This is a genomic window from Neolewinella aquimaris (assembly GCF_014197245.1).
GTDB classification, from domain to species: Bacteria; Bacteroidota; Bacteroidia; order Chitinophagales; family Saprospiraceae; genus Neolewinella; species Neolewinella aquimaris.
In genome coordinates this window covers 292,172-317,930 of sequence record NZ_JACIFF010000007.1, presented here as the reverse complement: position 1 = coordinate 317,930, position 25,759 = coordinate 292,172, and the positions used below count along the sequence as shown (strand labels likewise).

The window sequence follows — 25,759 nt, the reverse complement described above, 5'->3', positions numbered from 1 at the left end:
AAATGGGGTCTGTGTAGTGTATCGCTTAGTTGTTGGGCCAGTTTGCCCAGTTGCTGCAGTGGCCTGCGTTGTCGGTGCCGTCGACTTCGGTCTGGAGACCGGAGTAAGTAGCGTTCATGACGGCGCGGGGAGAGAACTGAACCGAGCCGTCCTTCTTGCGGAAGCCCTTGCCGAAGTGTGCCTGGCTCAGACCGTGGCCGGCTTCGTGGAGGGATACGGTCTCGATGTCGATGCCGCTACCGTTGCTCCAGTTGAAGCGGTCGTTGTAGTAAATTTCGCGCCAGGCGACGTCTCCCTTGCCGTCGTTGTCCGCATCCTGGAAGGAGCCGTCGGGGTTGATGAACACGAGGGTGAAGGTCACACCCAGAATCGAACGGCTGCCGTTGGGGGCAAGGCGATCGAAGAAGGCGGCGGGCAGCCAACCGTTGTGAACGACATCAGCAACGTAGTTGAAGCTACCACCGAAGCCGTAGGCGGCGGCGTAGAATCCGGTAGCGCGACCGTCGGTCGGAACACGGAACAGGTCGAGGTCGGAGCAATCGACATTGTCCCAGGTATCCATCGAACGAACGATGGCATCCGTGCTGACCTCTACGGGTACGTCGTCGGAAGGGCGGCTCTCATCGATGTAGTAAGAAATGGCGTCGGAACCGTCGAGGGACTGGCCGGGCACGAAGTCGAAGTCGAGCTGCTTGTTTCCGCGGTTGTTGAAGAGAATAGTATTACCCATCTCGTCGCTGTCGGCGCCGGTAATGTACTCGGCCATAGCTACGGTCACGGCCGGTCCGTCGGCATTCTTTCCGAGAGTGGCCGAACCGCCCTTAGCGGTAGGAAAGTCCATGAAGCGTGGAGCAGTGGTGGCGACCTCCATTACTTCGACGACGGGTTCTTGCTCACACGAGAAAACAAGAAGAGAAAGGGGCAGCAGGGCGGCTGCTCGCAGGGAGAAATTTCTCATAACAATGATTAGGTAAACAGTGGTTTAATGAAGCGAGAGACAATACTGATCATATCCCGTGAATACCACGGGATGAGGCGATCCGCTGTAATCCCAAAGCGGGATGTCGGGTTGCTAAAGAAATGAGACACCTTCTGACAAAAAATAGTCGGAAGGAGGGGGTGAAGGCATCGTAGCGGGATCCCCGGCCATGCAAAAGCATGAAATCGATCAGAGCAAAAGTTCCGATCGGGGTAACCCGCGCAGCGCCATTCCTCTCCTGAACGCCCGCTTCTTTTGGCTTATTTGGGTGTTAATAAAATTAAGTTAAAGAAATTCATCCCCTAACTGTAGCCAATCGCCACTGCGATCAGCAGCCCGATCCATGCCCAAACCAACAAAATCCCGGTGAGCGGCAAAACAAACCTCAGCCAGCGGTCAAACGGCACCCGGCATATGCCGAGCATGGCGACCAGTCCGCCCAGGGAAGGATTGAACAGATTCGTCACCCCATCCCCGATTTGGAAGGCCAGGATGGCGATCTGCGGACTCAAGTCAAGCGCCCGCCCCAACGGAATCATCACCGGCAGGGTAGCCAGGGCCTGACCGCTACCGCTGGGGATGAGCAGATTGATGCCGCTCTGACCGATCGACATCCCTACGGCCGAAGCATAAGTGGGCAGCCCATCCAGCGCCAGCGCAAGACCGTAGCTGATGGTATCCTGGATTTGCCCCTGCTCCATGATCACCTTCACCGTTGCCGCCATACCGATGATGAAGGTAGCCGGCGCCATTTCCGCCACCGAGCGCATCGCCGCATCCGTAAAGGATCGTGCGGTAAGTCCGCTGGTAAGGGTGCAAACGACCGTAACGATTAGAAAAACGGCCGAAATCTCATTGATCCCGAAGCCCCACTGGAAAACTCCGTAAAGCACGACGCCGAGTCCGGATAGAAACACAGCCAGCAACCACCAGTTACGTCGGCTGATTCGGTAGTCGGCCAGCGGCCGAGAAAGCGCCAGTCCGGAAGTATCCAACCCGCGCCCGATCCCCGATTCCGGGTTGGCCAGTAGCCGTCGGTAGTATCGCACATTATAGTAGGCCGTGATGCCCAGTGCCCCGAAGCACAGTACGCTCCGCAGCCACCACCCGCTAAACAGGGGGAGCCCGGCGATCTCGTGCCCGATCCCCACCGTATACGGATTGATCGGCGAGAGCCCGAAGGCTACCGTCATACCCCCCAGGCTCACGCCGGCAGCCAGCACCAGATCACCCCCCAGCGCGAGCACGACCACCACGGCAATTGGTACGGTAGCGATGTTGTTCTCGTAGCCGACCAGTACGCCCAGCAGTCCATAAACCAGGGTGAGCAAGATGAGCAACAGCTCCGCTCGCTGGGTCCCCATTCGGTACACGAGTCGCCCGACGGCATTCTCGATGGTCTGGGTCCGCTCGAGCACCGAAAACATGAGTGCGCTGGCCAGGCAGATGAAGATCACCGGAGTCGCCAGCCGGTAACCCTCCGGGAAGGCCCGGAACATTTCAAAAAATCCCACCGGGGTAGCGGGAACCTCACCGTAGCTGTCCGGCACCACCCGTAAGCGACCGTCGATTTCCACCCGCTCGTACAGGCCGGCCGGAAGCAGGTAGGTCATTACCGTCACGGCAACGATGATCACAAAAAGCATGACGAGAGGTGGGGGAATACTGGCGTACCAGGGGCGGGGTTGGGGCATGGGCCAAAGATATGTAGCGACGGCTTCAGCCGTCACGCTGAAGGTATAGGCAGCTTGTCGACTGAAGTCGACGCTACTCGCAGGACGATGACGATGATTGCTAAAGCATGAGTAGCGACGGCTTCAGCCGTCATGCTGAAAGTATAGGCAGCTTGTCGACTGAAGTCGACGCTACCCGGCGGCCTGCTGCTCCCACAACATCCGAAACAGCTCACTTGCCTCCAGCAGCTCCTCCAGGGTGCCCTCGTGCACGACCCTTCCACCTTCCAGGTAGTAGATGTAGTCGAATTCCCGCAACAGATGCAGGCGGTGCAGGGTGGAAACGATGGTCTTGTCCGGGAAGGCGGCGAAGAGGCGCTGGTACACCAGGGTTTCCGAACGGGGATCGAGGCTGCTGGTGGGCTCGTCGAGCAGCAGTAGGGTAGAGGTGTCGGCGGCGAGCAGGCCGCGGGCGATGCTGAGGCGTTGCCGCTGCCCACCACTCAGGTTGGCGCCGCCCTCGGAAAGGTGGGTTTCGAGGCCGTTCTCGGCGTTGGCGATCACGTCCTCCATGGCGGCGAGGTGCAGGGCCCTTTCGATGGCGGCGGGTTTGCGGGGGAGGCCCATGGTGAGGTTCTGCAGAATGGTGTCCTCGAAGATTTCCGGACTCTGCGGAATCAGCGTCGTCTGTTCGTACAACTGAGCGGGGGAGTCGGCCTGCCGTCCGTCGAAGCGCACGGTGATCGCGTCGGGGGGGTACAGGCCGCGCAGGTTATACAAGAGGGTAGTCTTCCCGCTTCCGCTGGGTCCGATAAAGGCGATGCGCTGTCCGCGGCCAAGGGTGAGGCTCACGTCGGTAAGGCCCCGCGATTCCTCATTCTCCCGATCGTAGGTAAAGTGCAGCCCGTCGACGTTGATTTCCCGCCAGTCCTTCACCACCTTGCTGCCGGGCGGTAGTTCGGGCCGGGCCCGCTTTCGGTAGGCCTCGGTGATCGGGTCGATGGCGGCCAGGTCGGCGCGTAGCCGGATCACGGTGTTGTACTGTCCGGTCAGGGCATTGAACATGTTGGTGAACTGATTGACGTAGCCGATCAGCGTTACGAGCCCCCCTACCAAAAACACCTCCCCCGGCACGTAATTTTGGTGTACGTAGCCAATCACGATAATCGCGTACATCAGCCCGATGAGCACGCCGGTGGTGAACCATTTCTGCTCGTTGAGTTGTGTATTACGTAGAAAGGGGGGCCAAACGGCGGAGATCCGCTTGTCGATCCGCTTCAGGGTCTGCTTGCCGAGCCGCAGGGTGGTGACGGTAATGATGTTGCCGAGGTTGTCGGTGAGCCCGGCCAGCAGGTCGTTTTCCCGCTCGTTGGTTTCTTTGGTTACCGCGATGATCGGTCGGTCGAATGCCAGTACGGCCAGCACGATTAGAATTCCCGTTGCACCCGCGACCCCGCCAAAAATTGCGCTGAAGTAAATGATGGCCGCAATGGAAAACAGCATACGCACCAGCGTCTGGAAGTACACGAAACCGTCGTCAAAGAACGCTTTGAGTGCCTCGTACGCCTTGCGTGTGCGGTTAATGGTATCTCCGCTGTGGTGCCGCCGGTGCCACTCAAGGGGCAGGTGGACCACCCGGTCGTAGGTTTCCATGAGCAGCCGCCGACTGATCTCGTAGGCCATCCGCCGCTCCATCAAACGGGCGGGCCACTGGAAGGCCCAGAAGCCCAGAATGGTAGCCATGTATGCCCCACCGTAGATCCACGCCGCCGCGGTCAGGTCACCCCTGCCCTCCTGCAGGTAATTGATGAAGTAGCCAAAAATGATGGGCTGTACGGACACGATCAGGTTCACGCAGGTGAACATCACGTAGATGAGGACGTAGCGCCCCCGCATGCCCCGGGCGTAGTGCCAGGAAGTGCTTAACAAATGCTGGTAGGGGTTGCTGGAGAAGAACTCCGCCCACTGCCGCAGGGTGCCTTTCAATTTTTCGATACTTTTAGCACTTTGGATACCTGACCACAAAGCTAAATTAAATGATCCGCCACCCGCTCGCCCTGCTCTGCCTTTTCTTCGCCCTACCGCTGTTTGCCCAGGAACACAGCCGGAAACTGCCGATGGACACGGCGATCATCTCCACTAACACCATCACCATCAAGGGGAAACCTGTCCCCTACCGTGTGGAGACCGGCGTGCAACCCGTATACGACGACGGCGGAAAGGTGACCGCCGGACTGCACTACACCTACTACCGCCGCAGCGACGTAGACGATCCCAACCGTCCCCTGCTCATCAGCTTCAACGGCGGCCCCGGCTCGGCCTCGGTGTGGATGCACCTGGCCTACACCGGCCCCAAGGTCCTGAACATCGACGAAGAGGGCTACCCCGTACAACCCTACGGCATCAGCGACAACCCCTACTCGGTACTCGACGTGACGGACATTGTCTTTGTCAATCCCGTCAACACCGGCTTCAGTCGCATGGCCGAAGGGGCGGACCGGGAGCAGTTCTTCGGCGTCAACCAGGACATCACTTACCTGGCCGACTGGGTGAGCAACTGGGTCAGCCGCCACGACCGCTGGCGCTCCCCCAAATTCCTGATTGGCGAGAGCTACGGCACCACCCGCGTCTCCGGCCTGGCCCTCGAACTGCAGAACGTCCGCTGGATGTACCTCAACGGGGTCGTCCTGGTTTCCCCCACCGAGATCGGCATCCCCCGCGACGGCATCGTGGAGGCCGCCAACCGCCTGCCCTACTTCGCCGCCGCGGCCTGGTACCACAAGCGCCTCCCCCCCGCCCAGCAGGAACAGGAGCTGGAAACGCTGCTGGAAGAAGTAGAAACCTATACCCGCGACGAACTGCTGCCCGCCCTGGCCGCCGGCATGAGCCTCGATGCGGAAAGGAAAAGCGAAATCGCCTACACCCTCACCCGCTATTCCGGCCTCGACCCCCAGGAATGGATCGACAACAACCTGATGATCTCCACCAGCTACTTCTGGAAAAACCTGCTGCGGGGGGAAGAAGCCGGCAACTACACGGTCGGCCGCCTCGACAGCCGCTACCGGGGCATCGACGCCATGGCCGCCGGGGAGTCACCCGACTACAACAGCGAGCTCACCAGCTGGCTCCACTCCTTCACCCCGGCCATCAATCACTACCTGCGTGAGGAGCTGGGCTTCCGCACCGACCTGCAGTACAACATGTTCGGCCCCGTCCATCCCTGGGACCGCTCCGGCGACCGCACCGGCCCCAACCTCCGCCAGGCCATGGCCCAGAACCCCTACCTCAACGTGATGGTGCAGTCGGGTTACTTCGACGGGGCGACCAACTATTACGACGCCAAGTACAGCCTCTGGCACCTCGACCCCAGCGGCCGTATGCGCGATCGCCTGAGTTTCAAGGGCTACTTCAGCGGCCACATGATGTACCTGCGCCGGCCCGACCTGGAAGCCGCCAACGAAGATCTGCGGGAGTTTATCCGCAGTGCTCTGCCCGGCGAAAAACCGGCACGGTACTAGCTACCCGACATTTTGCGCGGGCCGCCGGCTTTACCTTTATTCCCCCTTAAAGACCCTACATGCCCAGATTTTTACTCCTCTGCCTACTCCTGACGGGGGCCGCCCTTCCCGCCCAGTCTGCCTTCCAGTTTACCGCTTACGCCAACACGAATCAGGAAATCAGCGGGAACCACCTGGAAACCAGCCTGGATCTGGAGCAGTTCCGTCAGCAACTCTTCGCGAAGGGCAGGACCATCGAACTTCCCCTGCCCGACGGCACCCACGCCAGCTTTATCGCGGTCAGCGATCCGGTATTCGAGCCCAGGCTCGCCGCGAAGTATCCCGACATCGGCAGCTACCGGGTAGAGGGGGAATGGGGAGCCGGCCGCATTGCCATTTCTCACCGCGGGGTAGACGCACTGCTGCGCGGTCCGGCGGGCACTTTTGCCATCCAGCCGGCCGGGGAAAACGACGGACGCCACCTCGTTTTCTATTCCGATCAGTATACGGACCCGGAAAATAACCTCCCCCTCGCCTGCGGCTACGACCCTGCCGACCCGCTAAATTCCGTGCAGAACGATAAGTCGGGCGGGGCCGCGGGTGCCGCGTTTACCCCCAAGAGCAAGGCCGCTGCCCGCGAGCTTCGTCAGTACGACCTGGCCCTGACCAATACCGGTGAGTTTGCCCAGCGCGTGGGCGGCAAAAAGGAAGACGTGCTGGCCGCCTTCAACACCGCCGTCAGCACCATCAACGTCATCTTCGAGCGGGAGGTCGGCGTACGGATGAACCTCCTCGCGGTGTCGGAAGACCTGATCTACCTCGATGCCAAAACGGACCCCTTTACCGATTCAGATGAGGGCAGCGGATTACTCGATCAGGTGATCGAAGCCTTCAATATCGCCAATGTCCCCACTACCGCCTACGATATCGGCCACATCTTCACCTCCAGCTGTATCGACGTCGGCGGCGTCGTGAGCGGTCTGGCCTGTAGCGGCAGCAAGACCCGCGGCGTGACCTGCCTGCAGGGTACCAACGTGGCCCGCACCGCCGAGCGGGTAATGGCCCACGAGATCGCCCACCAGTTTACGGTATCCCACACCTTCAACAATTGTCCGCCGGCCCAGGATCAGCGCGCCGGCAATACGGCCTACGAGCCGGGCTCGGGCACCACCATCATGTCGTATGCGGGCGCCTGCGGCGACCAAAACATCGGGCCCGAAGAAGCCTACTACCACACCGCCAGCCTCGAGCAGTTCATTACCTATACCCGCGAGGGAGCGGCAAGCGGCTGCGCGACCATCATCGAAACCGATAATGTCACTCCCGAAGTACGGATCGACTACGAAGATGGCTTCTTCATCCCGCGCAGTACCCCTTTCCGGCTCACCGGTACGGCCACCGACGCGAACGACCCCCCCGAACAGCTTACCTACAACTGGGAACAGTACGACCTCGGCCCGGCCTCCGACATCAACGATCCGGAGGGTACGGCACCCCTGTTTCGGTCGGTGGCCCCCTCGTCGGAGGGCTTCACCCGCTACTTTCCCCGCATCGACCGCGTAGCCAATAACATCAGCTCCAACGATGAGGTACTGCCCGATTACGCCCGAGATATGACTTTCCGGCTCACCGCCCGCGACAACAACGAGGCCGCCGGTGGGGTAGACTGGGCCACCGTTCGCTTCGAAGTGGCCGACGTCGGTCCCCTCACCGTCCTGAACCCCGAACTCGTGAACAACGAGCCGTGGCGCGTCGGGGAATACCGCGAAGTGACCTGGGACGTAGCGGGCACGGATGGCTTCCCCATCTTCGCCAAAAGTGTAAACATCCTGCTGTCCGGCGACGGCGGGATCACCTTCGAGCGGGTCCTCGCTGCCAACGTCGCGAATACCGGAAGCGCATTCGTCACCGTCCCCGATACCACCGGTACCGCCATGCGGGTGATCGTCGAAGCAGCCGACAATATTTTCTTCAACATGAACGACGAGGATTTTTCCATCGCCGCCGCTGAATTCGCGACCTACACCCTCGAATCCGACCTCAATTACCGCAGCGTCTGCCTCCCCGAAACCGTAACGGCCACGCTCACCGCGGGCAGCGTGCTCGGCTACAGCGAACCCGTTACCGTATCGCTGGATACCGCCGCCCTTCCCGCAGGACTGCTGGTCTCCTTCGCCCGCACCCAGTTGCTGCCCGGCCAAACCACCACCCTCACCCTCGACCTGGGGGGAATCGTCACCAGCGGCCGACTTACCGTACCCATCGTCGTCGCCGCTCCGGGGCGCGACAGCAGCCGCCGCGAGATCGTCCTCGACGTAGTTGCCAATGATTTCAGCGACCTGCTGCTGGCCGGCCCCGCCGAAGGTACCGAGGGGATCGTGCTCACCACCGAATTCGACTGGACACCATCGGTCAATGCCCAGGAATACGAGATACAGATTGCCACCTCGCCCTCTTTCTCTCAACGCGATCTTTTTGCCGCCGCTACGGGACTGACGGAAACAGTGTATACGCCCGATAACTTTTTTAGTCCCAACACCCTCTACTTCTGGCGCGTACGACCGGTTAACGCCTGCGGGCCGGGCCCCTGGACGGAAACAACCTCCTTCCACACCGTCAGCAGCAAGTGTGATGTCGTGAGCAGCACCGACACGCCGATCGGACTGCCTGGATCGGGCGGGACATTCACCCGGGAGTCGAAGCTGTTTATCGAACGCCGCGGCAGCATCAATGACCTCAACTTGCCGAACGTCACGGTCAATTATCAGTTTGCCTCGAAGGTGTCGATCAGCCTCACGAGCCCCGCCGGTACCGTCGTAAAGCTCTATTCCGAAAAGTGCTTCAGCACCAATTCCATCAACCTGGGATTCGATGACGACGCCCCCGAGGAAGTCGCCTGCCCACCGGACGATAAGCGCGTCTTCCGGCCGGAAGGAAAACTGGAAGCCTTCAACGGCGAGGACACTTACGGAGAATGGATACTGACCGTATCCGTAAGCGAAACCAACGGCGCCGTGGGACAAATTGTCGGATGGAACGTGGAATTCTGCGCCGACGCCGCCGTAGTTCAGCCCCGCACCCTGGTCAACGATGCCACCGAAGTACAACCCCTGGGCCGTAACGCCGTGCTGCGCAGCGAACTCGAAGTGGATAGCGAGGGCGACGATGCCGGACGAACGTACTACATCCTCACTCAACTGCCTGCCCTGGGCCGACTCGAACTCCGCGGACTAACCATGATGGCCGGTGACACCTTTACCCAGGCCGACATCAACGCCGGGCGACTCGTCTACGAAAACACCGACAGTACTTCCCGAACCGATGATTTCGGCTTCGTGGTCACCACCGCCGGCGGGGGATACCTGCCCGTCACCTACCACGATGTACTTATCACGTCCGATGCGATCAGTCCGGTACGCTACGTCAGCCCGCTCGAGGCTACGCTGGACGTGTTTCCCAATCCTACCGCCGGAGACGTTCAACTGCGCTGGTCGGCGGTGGGCAACCGCGACATCAGCATCGAGCTGTACGATCTTACCGGTCGGCCGTTGCTGCGGCAGTTGGTGCCGGTATCTGCGGGATCGGCAGTGGTGGCGGTCGGCCATCTCCCCGGAGGCATGTATCTACTGCGAGTCGACGGTGCCGTCCGGCGCGTGTTGCGTCGCTAGCTCCGATCGGTGTGCCCTGGCCCGGGCGTAGATCGCATCGACTACCTCCGCGATGAAATCGCCGTGCATGATGGTGTAGCGGTCTTCGTGGTTGACTACATTTTTCGGTAATTCCTGACCGTAGCGTTCCTCCAGTTCGCTCCGTCGGTGGGCGTAGAACAGTACCGGAATGTCCTTCAGTACCGGGTCATGGGCGAGCATGGCGGCAAAGCCGATGCCCCGCGTATGCTCGTCGCCCTCCGATTCGTCGCGGGTAACGTCGCTGATGATCAGGTCGATCCAGTCGTTGGGGTCGTCGCTCACCCGGTTGTTGTGGATCAGGAGTTGCTGGGCCTCGTCGCTCGTCCGCATCGTGTAGCAGTAAGTATGCAGGCGATCGAGGATGGCCATGGGCAGGGGGTAGGTGAGTTTATCGTCGATCCAGAGGACGTTGTAGGGCTTTTCCCGCTCCTTCAGGTACGCGATCTTGTTTTTGACGTCTTCGTTGTCGCGGATGCCGAAGGCCTCCAGGGTGTGGTCCAGGTCCTTAATGTTGCTGAGTTCCCAGAGTACGGGTTTGATGCGCTGCAGGAGATTGGTCTTGATGTTAGACTTGTACTCCAACCAGTTGAATCGCCGCAGGAAGTTGCTGGCCGCCTCGGCACCCCGCCGGAACAGCCGCATCTTTTCGGCATCGGAGATATTAAAGTTGATCCAGCTGAACCCCTCCACGTCGATGTACTCCACCAGGTCCTTGTACTCGGGGTTGTTGCGGATGAACTCCAGGTCACGCAGGTTCCTGACCCCCTCCTGCATGCTGCCCAAAAACTGACCCAGGGAGGTGATCTTACTGGCGTGCTTGCGGTCGACGCCGAGCTTTACGCCGATAGTGGGGCGCTGGGGTACGGTGTCCGCCTGATGGAACAGATCAATGGGGAAGTTTGACATTACCCCGCCGTCGACGAACAGGATCTCCTCGGGCAGCTCTCCGGAGTAGCCCGCGAGCTTGCGCCACCGTCGGCGTATTTCGTTTTCCCGGCCCTCGGTCCAGCTCAGCGATACGCGTTTCGGCGTGAAGAAGAAGGGAATGGACATCGAGGCCCGTACGAAGCAGGCCGGATCCTGGTTTTCCGGGCGCTCGTAGTACAGGCCGGCCATGCGGGGAAATTCCACCTTGGTCTGGGTCGTGATGTCGGCGGCTACGATGGCGATCTTAGGTTCCAGCTCATCCACTCCGATGGGGTGCTTCTTATTGCCGAAGTCGGATACGTGCATCAGGTTTTCCGGCAGGTTCCTCAGGTTGTCGCTCAGGGCTTGCCAGCTTTTGTTGTTCAGGAGTTGGGAAAGCCAGTCTTCAAAATGATCACCGGGGTTGATGCCGAAGTCGTTGAATACCTCGGGGAGGTTGCCGCAGGCCAGCAGTAAGGAGGGCATATTCGATGCCATATTGGCGGCACTTCCAAACTTTACGCCCGACTGGATCAGCTCGGTAAGCCTGCGCGCATCGCTACCGCCATCGACAAAATCACTAAATCGCTTACTGGCGATTCGGTCCAGGATGTGCCGGCTCTTCTTTTCTTCCGGGGCGCCGGCGTCCGCCATCAGCAGGGTGTTGATCGATCCGGCACTGGTGCCGCCGAGGCTCAGAAATCGGATGCCCATCTCCTCCAGCACGTAGGTGAAGCCCACCAGGGCGATGCCGAGTACGCCCCCGCCCTCCTGTACCAGGTTTACGTACTGTAGGGTAGTCGGTTCTCCATCTACTTCAGTCTCCTGGAGGATGTCGGAAAAACGAAAGCGATCGCCGCACTTGTTGCGGTATTCCCGCAGGTCTTCCAGAATGTCAAAAACGGCCTGCTCGTAATCTTGGGTTTGCATGGGTAGATGAGTGTAAGAAAGGGTGGTCAGGTAATTTAGGGATTACCGCTGATTTGGCCCACGCCGTATCGAAAAGCCACGGTTGACCCCACAATAATGCGTTCAAACTTGATAATTAGGTGCGTTTAACCCTATTTTAAGTGTACTTATCTAATTCGCAGGCGGCGGCGCGCGGGAGCGAAGTAAGTAGGAATCGCAATCGGCTCTGGTTACCGTCCTCAACACTTATCACTATGCGTTCACTCTATCTCACACTCCTCATCGCGCTGGGCGGGGTGCTCCTGACTACTTGCAATTCTCGCTCCGAGCGGCCGCCGGCCTACACCGCCGCGAGGGTATCTACCAGCAATTGTACCCCGGCGACCAATGACCTCGACTGGTATACCTCGGGGCAAAAAGCCCCGCTCTTCGAGGATATGGGCAATCTACAGTTTCCCATTACCTCCAAAAATCCACTGACCCGTCGGTACGTGACCCAGGGACTGGTACTGGCCTACGGATTCAACCACGCCGAAGCGGCCCGCTCATTCTACCACGCCACCCAACTTGAACCCGATTGCGCGATGGCGCACTGGGGTTACGCCTACGTCCTGGGCCCGAACTACAATGCCGGAATGGAGCCGGATAATTACCCCCGTGCGTATGAGGCCGCGCAGAAGGCGCTGGCACTCGCCGAAAACGGGGTGGCCCCGTGGGAAAAGTCGCTGATCACCGCCCTCTCCAAACGCTACGCGGCACAGGCTCCGGAAGACCGTAGTGCCCTCGACCAGGATTACGCCGAAGCGATGCGGGAAGCCTACGCCGATCACCCGGACAACGCCGATGTCGGTACCCTCTTCGTTGAGTCCCTGATGGACTTGCACCCATGGGACCTCTGGGACAAGGAAGGGCAAACCCGCCCCTGGACCCCGGAGATCATCACCAATCTGGACAAAATCCTGGCTATGGATCCCGATCACGCCGGAGCCCACCACCTTTATATCCACGCCATTGAGGCGTCCCACACCCCGGAAAAGGGGCTGCCTAGCGCACGTCGGCTGGACGAAGGGCTGGTTCCCGGTGCCGGTCACCTGGTGCACATGCCTTCCCACATCTATATCCGTACCGGCGACTACCACGCCGGCTCCCTGGCCAACATCGCGGCGGTGAAGGTGGATAGCAGCTACATCACCGCGTGCCGGGCCCAGGGTGCCTATCCGCTCATCTACCATCCGCACAACTATCACTTCCTGGCCGCCACCGCCACCCTGGAGGGAAAGAGTGAGTGGGCCATCGATGCGGCCAAGCGCATCGCCCGCCACGCGGACAACGATCTGATCGGAGTACCGGCTCTGGGCCTGCTCCAGCATTTCTATACCATTCCCGATTACGTACTGGTTAAATTCGGCCGCTGGGACGAAATTCTCAATGCCCTCGACGGTCGCCGCGACCTCACCTATCCGAAGGTGATCCGGAGTTACGCCCGGGGAATGGCCCATCTGGGTAAGCAGGATATCGATCGGGCACGTGAGGAACTGCTTCAGTTGCGCAGCTTCGCGGCGGATCCGAGCCTCGATAGCCTAGCTATCGGCGTGAATATGGCCCGATCGGTCTGTGACATTGCCGAGGATGTCCTGGCCGGAGAGATCGCCGCCAGTGAGGGGCGCTACGATGACGCCATCCGGCTGCTGCAGGACGCCATCGAGGTGGAAGATGCACTCGCCTATATGGAGCCCCCCGACTGGTTTTTCTCGGTCCGCCACCACCTGGGCGCGGTACTGTTGGAATCCGGCCGCTTTGCGGAAGCCATACCGGTGTACGAGGAAGATCTGCTTACCTATCCCAAAAATGGATGGGCATTGCACGGTTTGCGCGCTGCCTACAAGGGATTAAGCGATGAAAAAATGGAAGCTACCGTTGCCGACCGACTGGAAGGTGCCTGGGCCACGGCGGATGTGGACCTGAATTCTTCGCGCATTAAGTGACCCACCTTGCACCCGCGCGCCGCCGCCCTATACCGTGTTGCTACGAAACGCCTTCTTGCATGCGTTGCAGCTTACGCTCCAGGAAGTAGCGCCACCCCACGAGGGAGAAGAACTGAAACCCGAGGATGGGTAGAGCTACGATCAAGGTCCAGCGTAGCCAGGTGTAATCCCACAGCAGAAAGTAGAGGGAGGCTAGGCAGATGGCACGCATGAGGAATAGGGCATACTTCTTCCGCCGATAGGCCGGGGAAAGCATGGTATTTTCGCTGGATGCGCGCCGGGACTCCATAAATTGGAGCCGCAGTCGTTGGAGGTTTGTTTCTGGGTTCAAAACGGAAGGTGTGAAAGCGTACTATAAATTTCGGTAATTCCAGTAAAGCAAATTTGCAGTTTTTTTTTCAGATATTCTACCAAATATTAATTCTGTTTCAAATAAATTCGAACAAACTGCGGGAGACTACAAGCTGGTATTGCCAATCGCCAAACGGGTCAGGGCTATCTTTGCCGCCCACTAACCGATAATTTAGATGGCCGGCCGCAACAAATTACAAAAATTCGCCGAGAATCTCACCTTTCCCAACGTCTACGAGAGCTTCGAACCCACAAAACCCGAACTCACGGGGCTCAACGGAGCGGTAGTGGACCTACGCGGCAACTGGGCCCGCGAGCACTTCAACAACGATCGGCCCATCACCCTGGAACTGGCGTGCGGACGGGGGGAATACACCCTCGATCTGGCCCGGCAGTACCCGGAACGCAACTTCATTGGCGTCGATGTAAAGGGCGCCCGCATCTGGAAAGGAGCCCGCACCGCCCTCGCCGAAGGACTGGAAAACGCCGCCTTCCTCCGCACCCGCATTGAGGTGATCAGCCACTTTTTTGCCCCCGGCGAAGTAAACGAAATCTGGATCACCTTCCCCGACCCCTTCCTGAAGAAAGGCAAGGAAAACCGCCGCCTCACCTCCGCCCAGTTTCTCCGCCAATACCGTACCATTCTCGCGCCGGGAGGACTAGTCCACCTCAAAACCGACAGCCGCGAGCTCTACGACTGGACCCTCGAAACCTTCGCGAACCAACCCGCCGTCGAGATCCTCTACCACGACCACGACATCGATGCCCGTCCCTACCCGCTGCCGGAGCTCGCCACCCGCACCTACTACGAAAAGATGCACCGCAAGCTGGGAAAGACCATCACCTACACCCGCTTCCGCATTGGCGACGGGGAGATCCTTGGTGATCGCGGAATGCCTCAACCCAACAACTCAACAATTCACAAACCCAAGCTTCAAAACTGAGCCGTCACCTGTGCCCTCCCCACGTGTACGACTGCGGCTTCCCCCGTTTGCCTTCCGTCGTAGATAAGGTTGAGCTGGAGGTACTCGCCGAGTTGCTGGGTGAGGCTGGCGTTCCAGAGGAGGTTGCGACCGGGTTGTAGGCCCTGGAGGAGCGCGAATCCTACCGGGCTGCTCGGACTGCCGTTTTCGTAGTCGATCTGAATCCAGTTTAGGCTGGCGTTGATCCAATTGCGGTAGTTGCCCTCGAATTTGGCTTCGCGGCGGAGGGTGAACTCGCCGTCGATCTCGGGCAGGGTGTTTTCCTCGCGGCCTACGGTCAGGGTAGTGTTAAAGCTGAATTCTCCCGGTTGCCAGTTGACGCTGGGTTCGAGGCGGTGGAAGACGAGCTTGTAGTCCTTTTCGTTGAAGCGCTCGGAGTCGGATTCCCGGCGACCGGTAATGCCGGCGGTTTCGAGGCTAAGCTGGTCGTTGGGGCGGTAGCGGAAGCGAAGTTCCCATTCCTCGCGCCGACTGCTTTCGTAACCAGTGGTAAGTACGCGGCGGTTGCGCTGCTCGTCGTTGCTGAGCTGAATGTCGTAGCGGGGATTGGCCCGGTTGAAGAAAAGCCCGTGGCGCCGCCGTACGTTTAGAGCAACGAGATTACTATCCGCTACGGCCAGCTGAAAGGGGTTCCAGGGCTGAATGTCGTCGGCCTGCTGCGTTTTCCGGTCGATGTTGATGGCCGTATTGAGCGCGATGCGGCGCAGGAAACTGCGGATGCCGGTGGTACCACGCCACAGCCGGTCGGGATCCCAGTTGAAGCGCTGGTTGATGCCGGCGTTGTCGGTGCGAATAAAGTTGTTGTTGAATACACTGACCCGAATGTAATCGGCAATATCCGGGAAGGGGGACAGTTCGATCTCGTTGGGCTGAATGCGTCCGTCGTTGTTGTAGAGGCTGTCCTGCCAGATGTACTGTCCGAGCCCGGGGCCCACGTAGAGGTACTGAAACTCGATCCGGGGTTCCTGTCCGCTGCCAACCTGGTAAGTGGTCTGACTGGTAAACGACCGCTTCAGGGCTTCGGCCCGCACGTCGAGACGACCGAGAAAGGTGCTGCTCGGGCGATCCTCCACCAGGTCCTGCCCGGGCACTTCGAGTGCGCGGTAGGTGAAGTTTCCCCCGACCTGCAGATTCTTCGCAGCCTGGAACTTACCCTCGGCACTGACCTCCCGGGCCGAAGTACTCCGCCGCAGTTCGGTGGCGTCCGGCAGCTTGTCGTCGCGCTGGCTGGCACTGAGCAGAAAGGAAAAGCGATCCGTGGCCGGGGCTTCGATGCCCACTACGTACTTGTCGTACTCGAAGGAAAGGGCCGAAAGGCTATCGGTGGCGATCGATCGACGCACGCTCCTTTCCCCGCCGTAGGTGGCGCTAAGTTCCCACCCCCCGAGGGCGGTAAATTCCTTGCTCACCCGGAGACTCGGCCGACGAAAGTTTCCCCGGCTCTCCGTGTCTTCGTTGTTTAGCTGACTGATGGTCCCCGCTACCTCCCATCCCGCCAGAGCGAGCTGCAGGAGTGCCTCGTGCCGCCGTCCCCCGTAAGAGTCCCCACGCGTGAACTGCTCGTAGTCGTAGTCGATCCGCCCGATGCCCTCCCGGAGTAGCCCGATGCCCCCGCCCGCCAGTTGCTCGGTTGCCGCTTCGGGTCGGATCGTGCTCAGTCGGTTGCTGAGGTTCCAATTGCGGTAAAATTCGGGAGAGCGGTAGGGATTGATGAAGTTGAAGGTCTTCTCGACGAATTCATAACGCCCCCGCCCCGCAATCGCCCATCCGCTGCTGTCGCTCCCGATGCGGAGAGTACGGTCCGCATCTATCCGCAGGGCATGGCCAACGTCGTCCCCGCTGTTGAGGCGACTGAAGCGATTCAGGTCCAGTTTGCTGCGGCTGCCCTCGACCCGAATGGCCCCCTCTTCCCCCAGGCGGTAGGCCCCGCCGGCGGAGAACAGTTGCTGCTGCTGGGGCGCGACCAGATCGATCTCGGGCGCGAATCTTCCCAGGGGGCGGCAATTTTCGTCGTAGCCCACGAAGAGGTAAATGCGCTCGTTGGCCGGCCGCTCCGGATCGAGCCGGTAGGGACCGCCGCCCGGACCGCGATCGGTAAAGGTGGCAACGTAGCGGCCGCGCACGGGGTCGTTGCTGTTCAATAGGTAGAATTGATCGACCGCGCACCCGATGGTGGTATCGCGCAATTCGTAGGTGGCCCGCAGTTCTTCCCTTCCGTTCAGGGTGTCGATGCTAGTCACGGCAACGCCGCCCGGGGTGTCGCCCTCCAGGCTCAGGGCTTCCCGCTGCGCGGGGGTGAGTTCGAGGTCGCCGGTCGCATTCTTGCTGTCTTGCTGAGAATACAGGTTAACGTAGGCCGTCATTCTCCCCCTCTCGTAGCGGCTGCTGCCGGCCGTCAGGGTGCGCAGGTAGCGCTGGTCGGCGTATTCGTATTCGGCGGTGATGCGTACGTCGCGGGTGATGAGCCGGCGGGTGGTGAAGGTGAGTTCGGCCAGGTTGTAGTCAATCACGTAGTCGGCGTCCAGTCCCCGCTGCAGCAGCATACCGTCGAGGTAGATGCGTTCGGTACCCGCCAGTACGATCAGAAAACGTTGCTCCCCGTCGCCCGTCAATTTATACGGCCCCTGGTTGCCCTCACCCGGTGTAATGTTCTGGCGAATGAATTGACCGCGGGCAACGGCTACGCTCGCACTGTTTTGCCATGCTCCTGCGTCCCCGCCCTCTCCCGTTATGGTCGTAAAGGTGGCCCCCTCCAGCTTTTTGTAGTACCGCATGAAGTAGCCCTCCGGGTTGCGGAGCTCGTAGTCGCCGGCAGTAAGCTGGGTGCGGTCCTTGCGCAGTTGAATGAAGATGCGGTCGAATTCCCGCAGTTGCTGGGTGGTCCCCTCGGGTTGCACGGGCAGGTTCTCGTCGGTGATGGCGGCCGCCACCTGGATGCCGTTGCCGAGCTCGCCGTTGAGTTGCAGGTTGAAGGCGGAGTTGAGGACCAGGTCCTGCCGATTGCCGAAGCTGATGGCCCGACTAAAGCTGCCGCGCGTTTGCACTTTCGTGTCGTTGTCGAGCAGGCCGGAGCGCACGTAGGGGTCGTAGGCGCCGATCACGAGGCCGGCTTCCTCCCGCCGCAGTTGCGTCGAGTCGATGAGTCGCATCCGTTCGTCCAGCGCAAAGGGTAGGGCGCGGTAGCGCAGGTGCAATGAATCGGGAAGATCGGTGCTCATCCAGCGCAAAAAACGTCCGCTCAGGAGGTAGTCACTTTCGGGGATTCGTCGCCCGTCAAGAGCAATGATTTCCAGGCTCCCCGGTGCGATGGTGAGCGAATCCACCAGCTGGCCCGCCGGGTTTACGGCAATGATCCGCTCCCGTACGTTCGACAACTCCGATCCCTGGCCCGATAACATACCGGTCCCGAGCAGGCAGAGGACCAGCCACAACGATTTTGGGATCACTCGTGGGTAACGCAGCAAATGTGTCTGGTAGTCTGATGATCGGGGGTGGTCTCCCACAGCGGCACGCATCCGACCTAAAGAACTGAAATTCCAGCGAACCAACGACCTGCCTTCCTACAACATCCCCTTCGTGCTCGGCAGCCGCATATTGTCCACATCCCGCCGTTTGGCCATTCGGATGCTCTTGGCGAAGGCCTTAAAGGTGGCTTCGATCTTGTGGTGTTCGTTGTCGCCCTCCACTTTCACGTTGAGGTTGCAGCGGGCTCCGTCGGTGAAGGACTTGAAGAAGTGGTAAAACATTTCCGTGGGCACGTCGCCGATCTTTTCCCGCCGGTACTCGCAGTCCCACACCAGCCAGGGCCGCCCCCCGAAGTCGATGCCGACCTGCGCCAGCGCATCGTCCATGGGCAGGTAAAAGCCGTAGCGCTCGATGCCGAGTTTGTCGCCCAGGGCCTTTGCGAAGGCCTCTCCAAGGGCAATGGCGGTATCCTCCACGGTATGGTGCTCGTCGATGTGCAGGTCGCCCTTCACCCTCACGGTCAGGTCGCAGCCGGAGTGGCGGCCGAGCTGGTCGAGCATGTGGTCGTAGAAGCCGAGTCCGGTGTCGATGTCAGTTCGGCCGGTACCGTCAAGATCGAGTTCGATTAGAATGTCGGTTTCCTTGGTGGTGCGGCGGACGGTCGCCGTGCGATTTTCCAGCCGCAGGAAGTGGTAAATTTCTTCCCAACTGGTAGTGCGGAGGGCAATGGTCGGGGCCAGAAGCGAGGCCACGTCCTGCTCCTTTTCCTGACCGTCTACGAGTTCCTCGTTGCCGAGTTCGGGATCGGTCGCGATCCAGATTCCCTTCGCGCCGATGTTCTTAGCCAGTTGGATGTCGGTCAGCCGGTCGCCGATGACGTAGCTGTTGGCGAGGTCGTAGTCGCCGTTCAGGTATTCGGTGAGTAGGCCGGTGTTCGGCTTACGGGTAAGTGCGTTGTCTTTAGCGTAGGTGCGGTCGATCAGTTCTTCAATGAATTCGATTCCCTCGGCGGCCAGGGCGCGGCGCATTGCTTCGTGGGTGGGCCAGAAGGTGTCTTCCGGGTAGCCCTCGGTACCCAGGCCATCTTGGTTGGTGACCATGACGAGCTTATAGTCCAGTTCCCGCACGATACGTCCCAGCCAGCGGAAGACGCCGGGGTAGAAGTTCAGCTTATCGATGGAGTCGACCTGGTAGTCTGTGGGCTCGAGGATGAGGGTGCCGTCGCGGTCGAGGAAGAGTATTTTCTGGGACATATTTTTTTACCGCAGATTGCACGCGGATTTTTTTCGCGAATTTCCGCAGATTCGTTTCAGTACATGTTAAAATCTGCGTGAATCTGCGAATTTAATCTGTCTTAAATCTGCGGTTACTAAAGAACCCGCAGCGCCTCCAGCAACCGATCGTTCTCCTCCGGCAGACCCGCCGTGATTCGCAGGCAGTTCTTCGCGTTGGGTTGGTAGCTCTGGTTACGCACTACGATGCCGTTTTCGAGCAGGTGTCGGTAGACTTTATCCGAATCGACAAAGCGCACCAGGAGGAAGTTGGTAACCGAAGGAAAGATGTGGTCCACGAAGGGAAATTTAGGCAGCTCCCGCTCCAGTCGCTTCCGCTCGGAGATGAGAATAGCAACCCGTTCCCGCATTACCTCCGGTTGCTTGAGGGCGGCAAGGGCTACTCCCTGCGTAAGCACGTTGATGTTGTACGGCATCTTGATCGCCCGGAGCATCGTGACGATGAACTTGGAGGCATACGCCGCGCCTAGCCGGACACCGGCCATTCCCCAGCCCTTCGACAGCGTCTGGGTGATGATCAGGTTGGGAAACTCATCAATGCGTGGCAGGAAACTGGCTTCGGGAACGAAGTCGATGTAGGCCTCATCGAGCACCACGATACCGGGGAAGCTGCGGATAAGGTCCTCCACCACGTCGGCTTCCATTAAGTTTCCGCTCGGGTTGTTAGGGCTGCAGAGCCAGAGAATTTTGGAGGTCTCGTCCCAGCTGGATTTCAGCTCACTCACCGGGATGGAAAAGTCCGGCAGCAGGTTTACCGCGCGAAACTCCGCATCGTTGATGCCGGCAGCCACCTTGTACATCCCGAAAGTCGGGGGCAGGGCTACTACAGAGTCCTTGCCCGGGTTGCAGAAGATGCGCGTGACCTGATCCACGATCTCGTCCGAGCCGTTGCCGATGAAGATCTGATCGGGATCGATGTTTTTTATTTCCGCCAATGCCATCCGGATGTCGGTCGAGAGCGGCTCCGGGTAGCGGTTGTGGCCGTTGTCGAAGGGGCTCTCATTGGCATCGAGCAAAATGTCGGCGTTCCCCTTAAACTCCCCGCGTGCACTGGAGTAGGGAATGAGGGTAAGGATGTTAGGGCGGACTAATGAGCGAACGTCAGTGGTGGTGGTAGGGGTCATGGTTTTCAGTTATTGGGTTGGTGAGTTGGTGAGTTGGTGAGTTGTTGAGTTGTTGCGTTTGCGCCCACTCAACAAATCACCAACTCAACAACCCACCAACCCTATTCCAAATCAGCTAGTCTTAAACTAACGGCATTTCGGTGGGCTTGCAGGTGTTCGGCTTCGGCTAAAATCTCGACGGTGGGGCCGAGGGTGCGTAGTCCGGCTGCGGTGAGTTCCTGGAAGGTTATTTTTTTGGTGAAGCTATCGAGGCTGACGCCGCTGTACTGACGGGCATAGCCGTAGGTGGGGAGGGTGTGGTTGGTGCCGCTGGCGTAGTCGCCCACGCTTTCCGGGGTGTGGTAGCCGAGGAAAATAGAGCCAGCGTTGCGGATCTTTCCGGCGAAGGTGCGGGCGTTCTCCATACTCAGGATCAGGTGCTCGGGGGCGTAGAGGTTGACGTATTCGGCGGCTTCCTCCCAGTCGTTGAAGACGAGCGAGAGGCTATTGGTGATGCTCTGGGCGGCGAGCTCTTTGCGGGGGAGCTGGGCCAGTTGGGCTTCGACCTGCAGCCAGACGTCCTTTGCTTTTGCCTCGCTGTCGGTGACGAGGACGACCTGGCTATCGTGACCATGCTCGGCCTGACTGAGGAGGTCGGCGGCAACGTGGCTTGACCTTGCACCTGCGTCCGCGCAAACCAGTACTTCCGATGGTCCTGCGGGCATGTCGATGGCGAGTCCTTCGAGCTGGGCGAGCTGTTTGGCTACGGTGACGAAGGCGTTGCCGGGACCGAAAATCTTGTAAACGCGGGGGACGGATTCGGTACCGAAGGTCATGGCCGCGATCGCCTGGGAGCCTCCGAGGCGGAAGACCTTGGTCACGCCGCACAGCTTGGCCGCGTAGAGGATGGCGGGGTGAATGTTGCCTCCGCGATCGGGTGGGGAGCAAAGGACGATCTCCTTACAGCCGGCGATTTGGGCGGGAGCGGCCAGCATCAGTACCGTGCTGAAGAGGGGAGCGGTGCCGCCAGGGATGTACAGGCCTACCTTGTCGATGGCCCGACTTTCGCGCCAGCAGCGGACGCCGGGCATGGTTTCGATTTCCTCCACCTGAATCTGCTGGCTGCGGTGGAAGGTTTCGATGTTTCGTTTGGCGGTCTGGATGGCTTGCCGAAGCGTTTCGGGTACCTGCTCGGTGGCGGCGGCGAGCGTTTCTTCGGATACCGCGAAATCCTGTAGTTCGACCTTGTCGAAGCGGGCGGTGTAATCGCGTAGGGCGGCGTCGCCTTCGTCCCGCACGCGGTGCATGACCTCGCGTACGGTGGACTGTAGGTTATCTAACTTGTTAGCGGGACGGCGGGTGAGGGCTTCCCATTCGCCGCGGTTGGGCTCGACGAAGATCTTCATCAGACGATCATTTTGGCGATGGGTACGACCAGGATTCCTTCCGCTCCGGTGGCACGTAGGCGGTCGATGATGTCCCAGAAGCGATCTTCCGTGATAACGGTATGCACGCTCGACCAACCCGCCTCGGCCAGGGGAAGCACGGTGGGGGAACGCATGCCGGGAAGCAGCGCGGTTACTTCCTGGATGCGGTCGTTGGGGACGTTCATCAGGACGTACTTCTGGTTGCGGGCGGCCAGCACGGATTTGATGCGGAAAACAAGCTGGTCGAGAATGGCCCGGCGCGCGTCGTCGATTTTGGGGCTGGCGGCAATGACGGCTTCGGACTTTAGGATGATGTCCTGCTCCTCCAGGCCGTTCTTGAATAGCGTGCTGCCGGTGCTGACCAGGTCGCAGATGGCGTCGGCCAGTCCGATGTTGGGGGCGATCTCGACCGAGCCGCTGATCTCGTGGATTTCGGCTTCGATACCTTTCTTCTTCAGGAAGCCGCGCAGGCTGTTGGGGTAGCTGGTGGCGATGCGCTGACCGTTTAGTGCCTGAACCCCTTCGTACTTGGTACCGCGGGGCGTGGCCAGGCTGAGGCGGCACTTCGAAAAGCCGAGTTTGAGAACTACTTCGGCGTCCTTTTCCTTTTCAATCAGCGTGTTCTCACCGATGATGCCGATGTCGGCGACGCCGTCCTGGATGTACTGGGGAATGTCGCTGTTGCGCAGGTAGAGCACTTCGGCGTTGAAGTTGCGGGCGGGGGCCTTGAGTTGGTCGCGGCCGTTGTCGATCTTGATGCCGCACTCTTTGAGCAGCTCGATAGATTCATCGAGCAGGCGACCTGATTTCTGGACGGCGATTCTGAGGGGGGCGGGGGTAGCTGGCATTCGGGGATAAGCTAAAATGCAAAAAGGCCCACCGGTTATTTCCGGCGGACCTCTGAGCAATACGTTTGTGGAGTGGGTTGGTTATCGCACTAAACTATTACTCGCCGACGGGGCAAGACGCAGTAAAGTGATGATGGTGTACTCCAATAATCATGTGGTGTGGGGCGGAATCGAACCGCCGACACATGGATTTTCAGTCCATTGCTCTACCAACTGAGCTACCGCACCGTATGCTGTATTCTCGGGCGTTCCCGATTAAAGCGGACGCAAAGGTAATTAAAAGCGGTTCGATCTTGCAAGCACTCGGCGGAAAAGTTTGGCCAGTGGTGGCATAGCGGTTGGACGGGGGTACCCCGTCCAACGGGTTATCTCCTCCGAATCCCCGCTTCCCCCCGCGTCGCACGCTCGGCCTGCTCGATGTGCCGCCAGTCGTGGTTGACCAGCATGCGCAACACGTCCCCCAGGCGAAGTTTAACGAGCGAACTTTCGATGGTCTTGATTTTAAGCCCGGTTAGGTCCAGTCCGCGGGCGTCGGCGATCATCGCCTGGAGTTCACGCTCGTTGGCGAGGCAGTTGTCGAGTGCGGTGCGGTCCAGGATTTTACGCTTCGGATTCATTTTCCTCAGAGTAGGTAGCTTGATTGTTTTAGCGCCGGGCTGCGCCCAGGAGGCCACCACATTCCCCAGCCAGCTGCTCGTGAAAGTAGGAGAGGGAGACATAGTTTTTCCCCGCTCAATTGCCCGCCGCGTACGGGGCAGGTAGGCCCCGTTGAAGACGTTTAGGTGTTCCAGGGCTTCGAGCGCGGTCCAGGCCTCGGGGCCGGGGCGTCGTTGGAGTGCTTCGTCCGGGAGCTGCCGCAGCCGTTCGAGAAGTTCGAGGTTTTGCCGGACGCGAGCGTCCAGGGTATTTAGTAAGTCGGGGGTGGAGCGGGATTTCATATTCCAAAATTAGGTCCAACCGCTTCGACCAATCTTGACGGGAATCAAGATTTCTTGAGCCGAGAAAGTGTCTCCGGACTCATTCGCAGGTAATTGGCAATGTACTTGGCGGGCACCTCCTGGAAGAGGCGTGGGCTGCGGGCCAGTACCCTGCGGTAGCGGGCTTCGGGCGATGCGGTAAGCAGGTCTACTTCTCGCTCGAGTAATCCGGCAATCAGCCACTCCTTCGATTCCTCCCACGCTTTGCGGTGGCTGTCGTCTATGCCCAACCATTCGTACTGGGCGGCATAGCTCAATGCTGACAGACGGGTCCGACGCAATGCGATCAGGCTATAGGCGGTCGGTCCACCGGAGAGGTAGCTGTCCAGTACCAGTACGTATTCGCCCGCATAGCCGAAGCGGGTGCATTGCTGTTCACCTTCAACATCCAGACAGGCCATGAGCGTTCCCTCCTCCACGCGGTACAAATTGCGATCAACGGTGCCGGGGAGGACCAGTGGCTCTCCGCGCTTCAGATCGATCGGACCCGTCCACCGTTCGGCGGGGTCGAGTAGGGCGTGCAGTGCCTGAAGCGGATTTGTCATCAGATTAAGTATGGATTTTTTAATTCAGCACCCCGTCCGGTAAATAATCAGGCGGACGGGGTCACCCCGTCGGTGAAAAAACGGTCGGACCGCTTAAGCGGTCCGACGGGTAAAGCCGTCGGATGCCTACCCCATCCGCCTACCGCCCATCAGGTCTCACTCCCTTCTTAAACTTCTCCCCAAACCCCGAATTATTCGGCGCATACTCGTCCACAAAGTCTGCCTCCGCGCCCCCCTCAGGGATCTCGCCTTCCCGCCCCAGTGCCCAGTAAATTCCGTTCAGGGCCAACTTCCGCATCGATTCCTCCCGAAAATCAAATGGATGACCCAGCGTGGTAAAGAACACCCGCGCCGTTTTCCCGCTGCTGCCCGTGTAGGTTTTCGTCCACGCAACCGGATTGTCGAGCGGAAATTTGTCGAGCTGCCCCTTTTCCTCGTGGTTGGAGCGTAGGCTGTGGCCCACGAGCAACGGTGCACTGTCGCCGCTTAGCTTCCAGTCGCCGCCATCGACGTGGTACAGCCAGGAGTACGCTTCAAAGGGTTCGACGCCGCGCAGGATGGGATGGTCTGTCTGCCCTTCCGCTAAATTTACCGATGTCAGCTTCCCGCTACCGTCGTCAAAGTGCCCGTGGTGGGTGATCCACTGCTGCCCGAATACCTTCGCCGGCCATGCGTCATTCAGCGGCATCAGGGCACTATCCCTTGGCTCCACATATTTAAAGGTGTGGGTTGCGGTCCGAAAACCGACGATGGGCCGGCCACTTTCGGCATAGTCGGTAATCAGTTGGGCCTGGTCGGCCGGAAGTTGCCGGTAGCGGGCGAATACCACCATCAGGTCGGCATCGGCAAGTTCGTCCAGCCGGCTGATGTGGTACACGTTATTGGGATCGATCGTGCCGGTGGAGTCGAGAGAATAGCCTACCACGGTCTCCGCACCGAGGTTCCGCTCCAGCATTTTCGCCAGCATGGGCATCGACTCTTCGGAGCGGTACTCTTCGTCGCCGGTGACGAACACGATTTTCGGCCGGTCCGGAGCTTCATTTCGGTCGTTCATTTCGTTCGTAGCATCGGGGGCGGGGCCGCAGGCGCAGAGTAGGAGAAGGAAAAGCAGGCTAAGTAGGTATGGCATA

Annotated in this window: 17 protein-coding genes and 1 tRNA gene; 4 read left to right on the top strand and 14 right to left on the bottom strand. The window is 59.7% G+C overall.

All coding sequences use genetic code 11. The features are described from left to right. Positions 1–25: 25 nt before the first annotated feature. The 3 genes from GGR28_RS14470 to GGR28_RS14460 form a co-directional block, all read right to left on the bottom strand. Positions 26–958 (bottom strand): hypothetical protein, encoded by a 933-nt coding sequence (locus tag GGR28_RS14470; RefSeq protein WP_183496522.1) that lies wholly within the window; start codon positions 956–958, stop codon positions 26–28. A 323-nt stretch (positions 959–1,281) separates the two neighbouring features. Continuing rightward, a complete protein-coding gene (locus tag GGR28_RS14465) occupies positions 1,282–2,673 on the bottom strand; it encodes a YfcC family protein (protein WP_183496521.1) in 1,392 nt (463 codons plus the stop codon). 171 nt (positions 2,674–2,844) lie between these two features. Continuing rightward, positions 2,845–4,638: an ABC transporter ATP-binding protein gene (locus GGR28_RS14460; RefSeq protein WP_183496520.1), complete on the bottom strand. Its 1,794-nt coding sequence runs from the start codon at positions 4,636–4,638 to the stop codon at positions 2,845–2,847. Between the two features lie 50 nt (positions 4,639–4,688). On the opposite strand from GGR28_RS14460, the gene GGR28_RS14455 reads away from it, so the two are divergent. Continuing rightward, positions 4,689–6,170 (top strand): S10 family peptidase, encoded by a 1,482-nt coding sequence (locus GGR28_RS14455; RefSeq protein ID WP_183496519.1) that lies wholly within the window; start codon positions 4,689–4,691, stop codon positions 6,168–6,170. A 59-nt stretch (positions 6,171–6,229) separates the two neighbouring features. Next, positions 6,230–9,817: a reprolysin-like metallopeptidase gene (locus GGR28_RS14450; RefSeq protein WP_183496518.1), complete on the top strand. Its 3,588-nt coding sequence runs from the start codon at positions 6,230–6,232 to the stop codon at positions 9,815–9,817. On the opposite strand, the gene GGR28_RS14445 is transcribed toward GGR28_RS14450, so the two are convergent. After that, on the bottom strand, positions 9,773–11,674 hold the full coding sequence (locus GGR28_RS14445) for a patatin-like phospholipase family protein (protein WP_183496517.1): 1,902 nt from the start codon (positions 11,672–11,674) through the stop codon (positions 9,773–9,775). The genes GGR28_RS14450 and GGR28_RS14445 overlap by 45 nt on opposite strands. 233 nt (positions 11,675–11,907) lie before the next feature. On the opposite strand from GGR28_RS14445, the gene GGR28_RS14440 reads away from it, so the two are divergent. After that, positions 11,908–13,638, top strand: a complete 1,731-nt coding sequence (locus tag GGR28_RS14440; RefSeq protein ID WP_221233898.1) for a tetratricopeptide repeat protein — start codon at positions 11,908–11,910, stop codon at positions 13,636–13,638. Positions 13,639–13,678: 40 nt separating this feature from the next. Here the strand turns inward: GGR28_RS14440 and GGR28_RS14435 are convergent, their stop codons facing one another. Continuing rightward, a complete protein-coding gene (locus GGR28_RS14435) occupies positions 13,679–13,927 on the bottom strand; it encodes a hypothetical protein (protein ID WP_183496516.1) in 249 nt (82 codons plus the stop codon). Positions 13,928–14,165: 238 nt separating this feature from the next. Here GGR28_RS14435 and trmB point away from each other — a divergent pair, with 238 nt between their 5' ends. Beyond that, positions 14,166–14,933, top strand: coding sequence for a tRNA (guanosine(46)-N7)-methyltransferase TrmB (gene trmB, locus GGR28_RS14430; protein ID WP_183496515.1), 768 nt, complete (start codon positions 14,166–14,168; stop codon positions 14,931–14,933). Here trmB and GGR28_RS14425 read toward each other — a convergent pair. The 9 genes from GGR28_RS14425 to GGR28_RS14385 all read right to left on the bottom strand — a co-directional run bounded on the left by GGR28_RS14425 (position 14,924) and on the right by GGR28_RS14385 (position 25,758). Continuing rightward, the gene (locus tag GGR28_RS14425; RefSeq protein ID WP_183496514.1) at positions 14,924–18,436 is read right to left on the bottom strand and encodes a hypothetical protein; all 3,513 of its coding nucleotides are present in this window, start codon (positions 18,434–18,436) and stop codon (positions 14,924–14,926) included. The genes trmB and GGR28_RS14425 overlap by 10 nt on opposite strands. A gap of 96 nt (positions 18,437–18,532) precedes the next feature. After that, positions 18,533–19,690 (bottom strand): bifunctional histidinol-phosphatase/imidazoleglycerol-phosphate dehydratase HisB, encoded by a 1,158-nt coding sequence (gene hisB / locus GGR28_RS14420; protein WP_183496513.1) that lies wholly within the window; start codon positions 19,688–19,690, stop codon positions 18,533–18,535. A 116-nt stretch (positions 19,691–19,806) separates the two neighbouring features. After that, entirely contained in the window at positions 19,807–20,853 is a 1,047-nt protein-coding gene (hisC, locus tag GGR28_RS14415) for a histidinol-phosphate transaminase (protein ID WP_183496512.1), read from the bottom strand. A gap of 101 nt (positions 20,854–20,954) precedes the next feature. Continuing rightward, the gene (gene hisD / locus GGR28_RS14410; RefSeq protein WP_183496511.1) at positions 20,955–22,238 is read right to left on the bottom strand and encodes a histidinol dehydrogenase; all 1,284 of its coding nucleotides are present in this window, start codon (positions 22,236–22,238) and stop codon (positions 20,955–20,957) included. Continuing rightward, positions 22,238–23,107, bottom strand: coding sequence for an ATP phosphoribosyltransferase (hisG, locus tag GGR28_RS14405; protein WP_183496510.1), 870 nt, complete (start codon positions 23,105–23,107; stop codon positions 22,238–22,240). The genes hisD and hisG overlap by 1 nt, the downstream gene beginning before the upstream one ends. A gap of 155 nt (positions 23,108–23,262) precedes the next feature. Continuing rightward, positions 23,263–23,335, bottom strand: a tRNA-Phe gene (locus GGR28_RS14400). Between the two features lie 137 nt (positions 23,336–23,472). Beyond that, positions 23,473–24,045 (bottom strand): DinB family protein, encoded by a 573-nt coding sequence (locus GGR28_RS14395; RefSeq protein WP_183496509.1) that lies wholly within the window; start codon positions 24,043–24,045, stop codon positions 23,473–23,475. A 44-nt stretch (positions 24,046–24,089) separates the two neighbouring features. Further along, complete coding sequence (locus GGR28_RS14390; protein WP_183496508.1) at positions 24,090–24,629, bottom strand: Crp/Fnr family transcriptional regulator; 540 nt, start codon at positions 24,627–24,629, stop codon at positions 24,090–24,092. 139 nt (positions 24,630–24,768) lie between these two features. Continuing rightward, entirely contained in the window at positions 24,769–25,758 is a 990-nt protein-coding gene (locus tag GGR28_RS14385; protein WP_183496507.1) for a ThuA domain-containing protein, read from the bottom strand. Position 25,759: the final 1 nt, after the last annotated feature.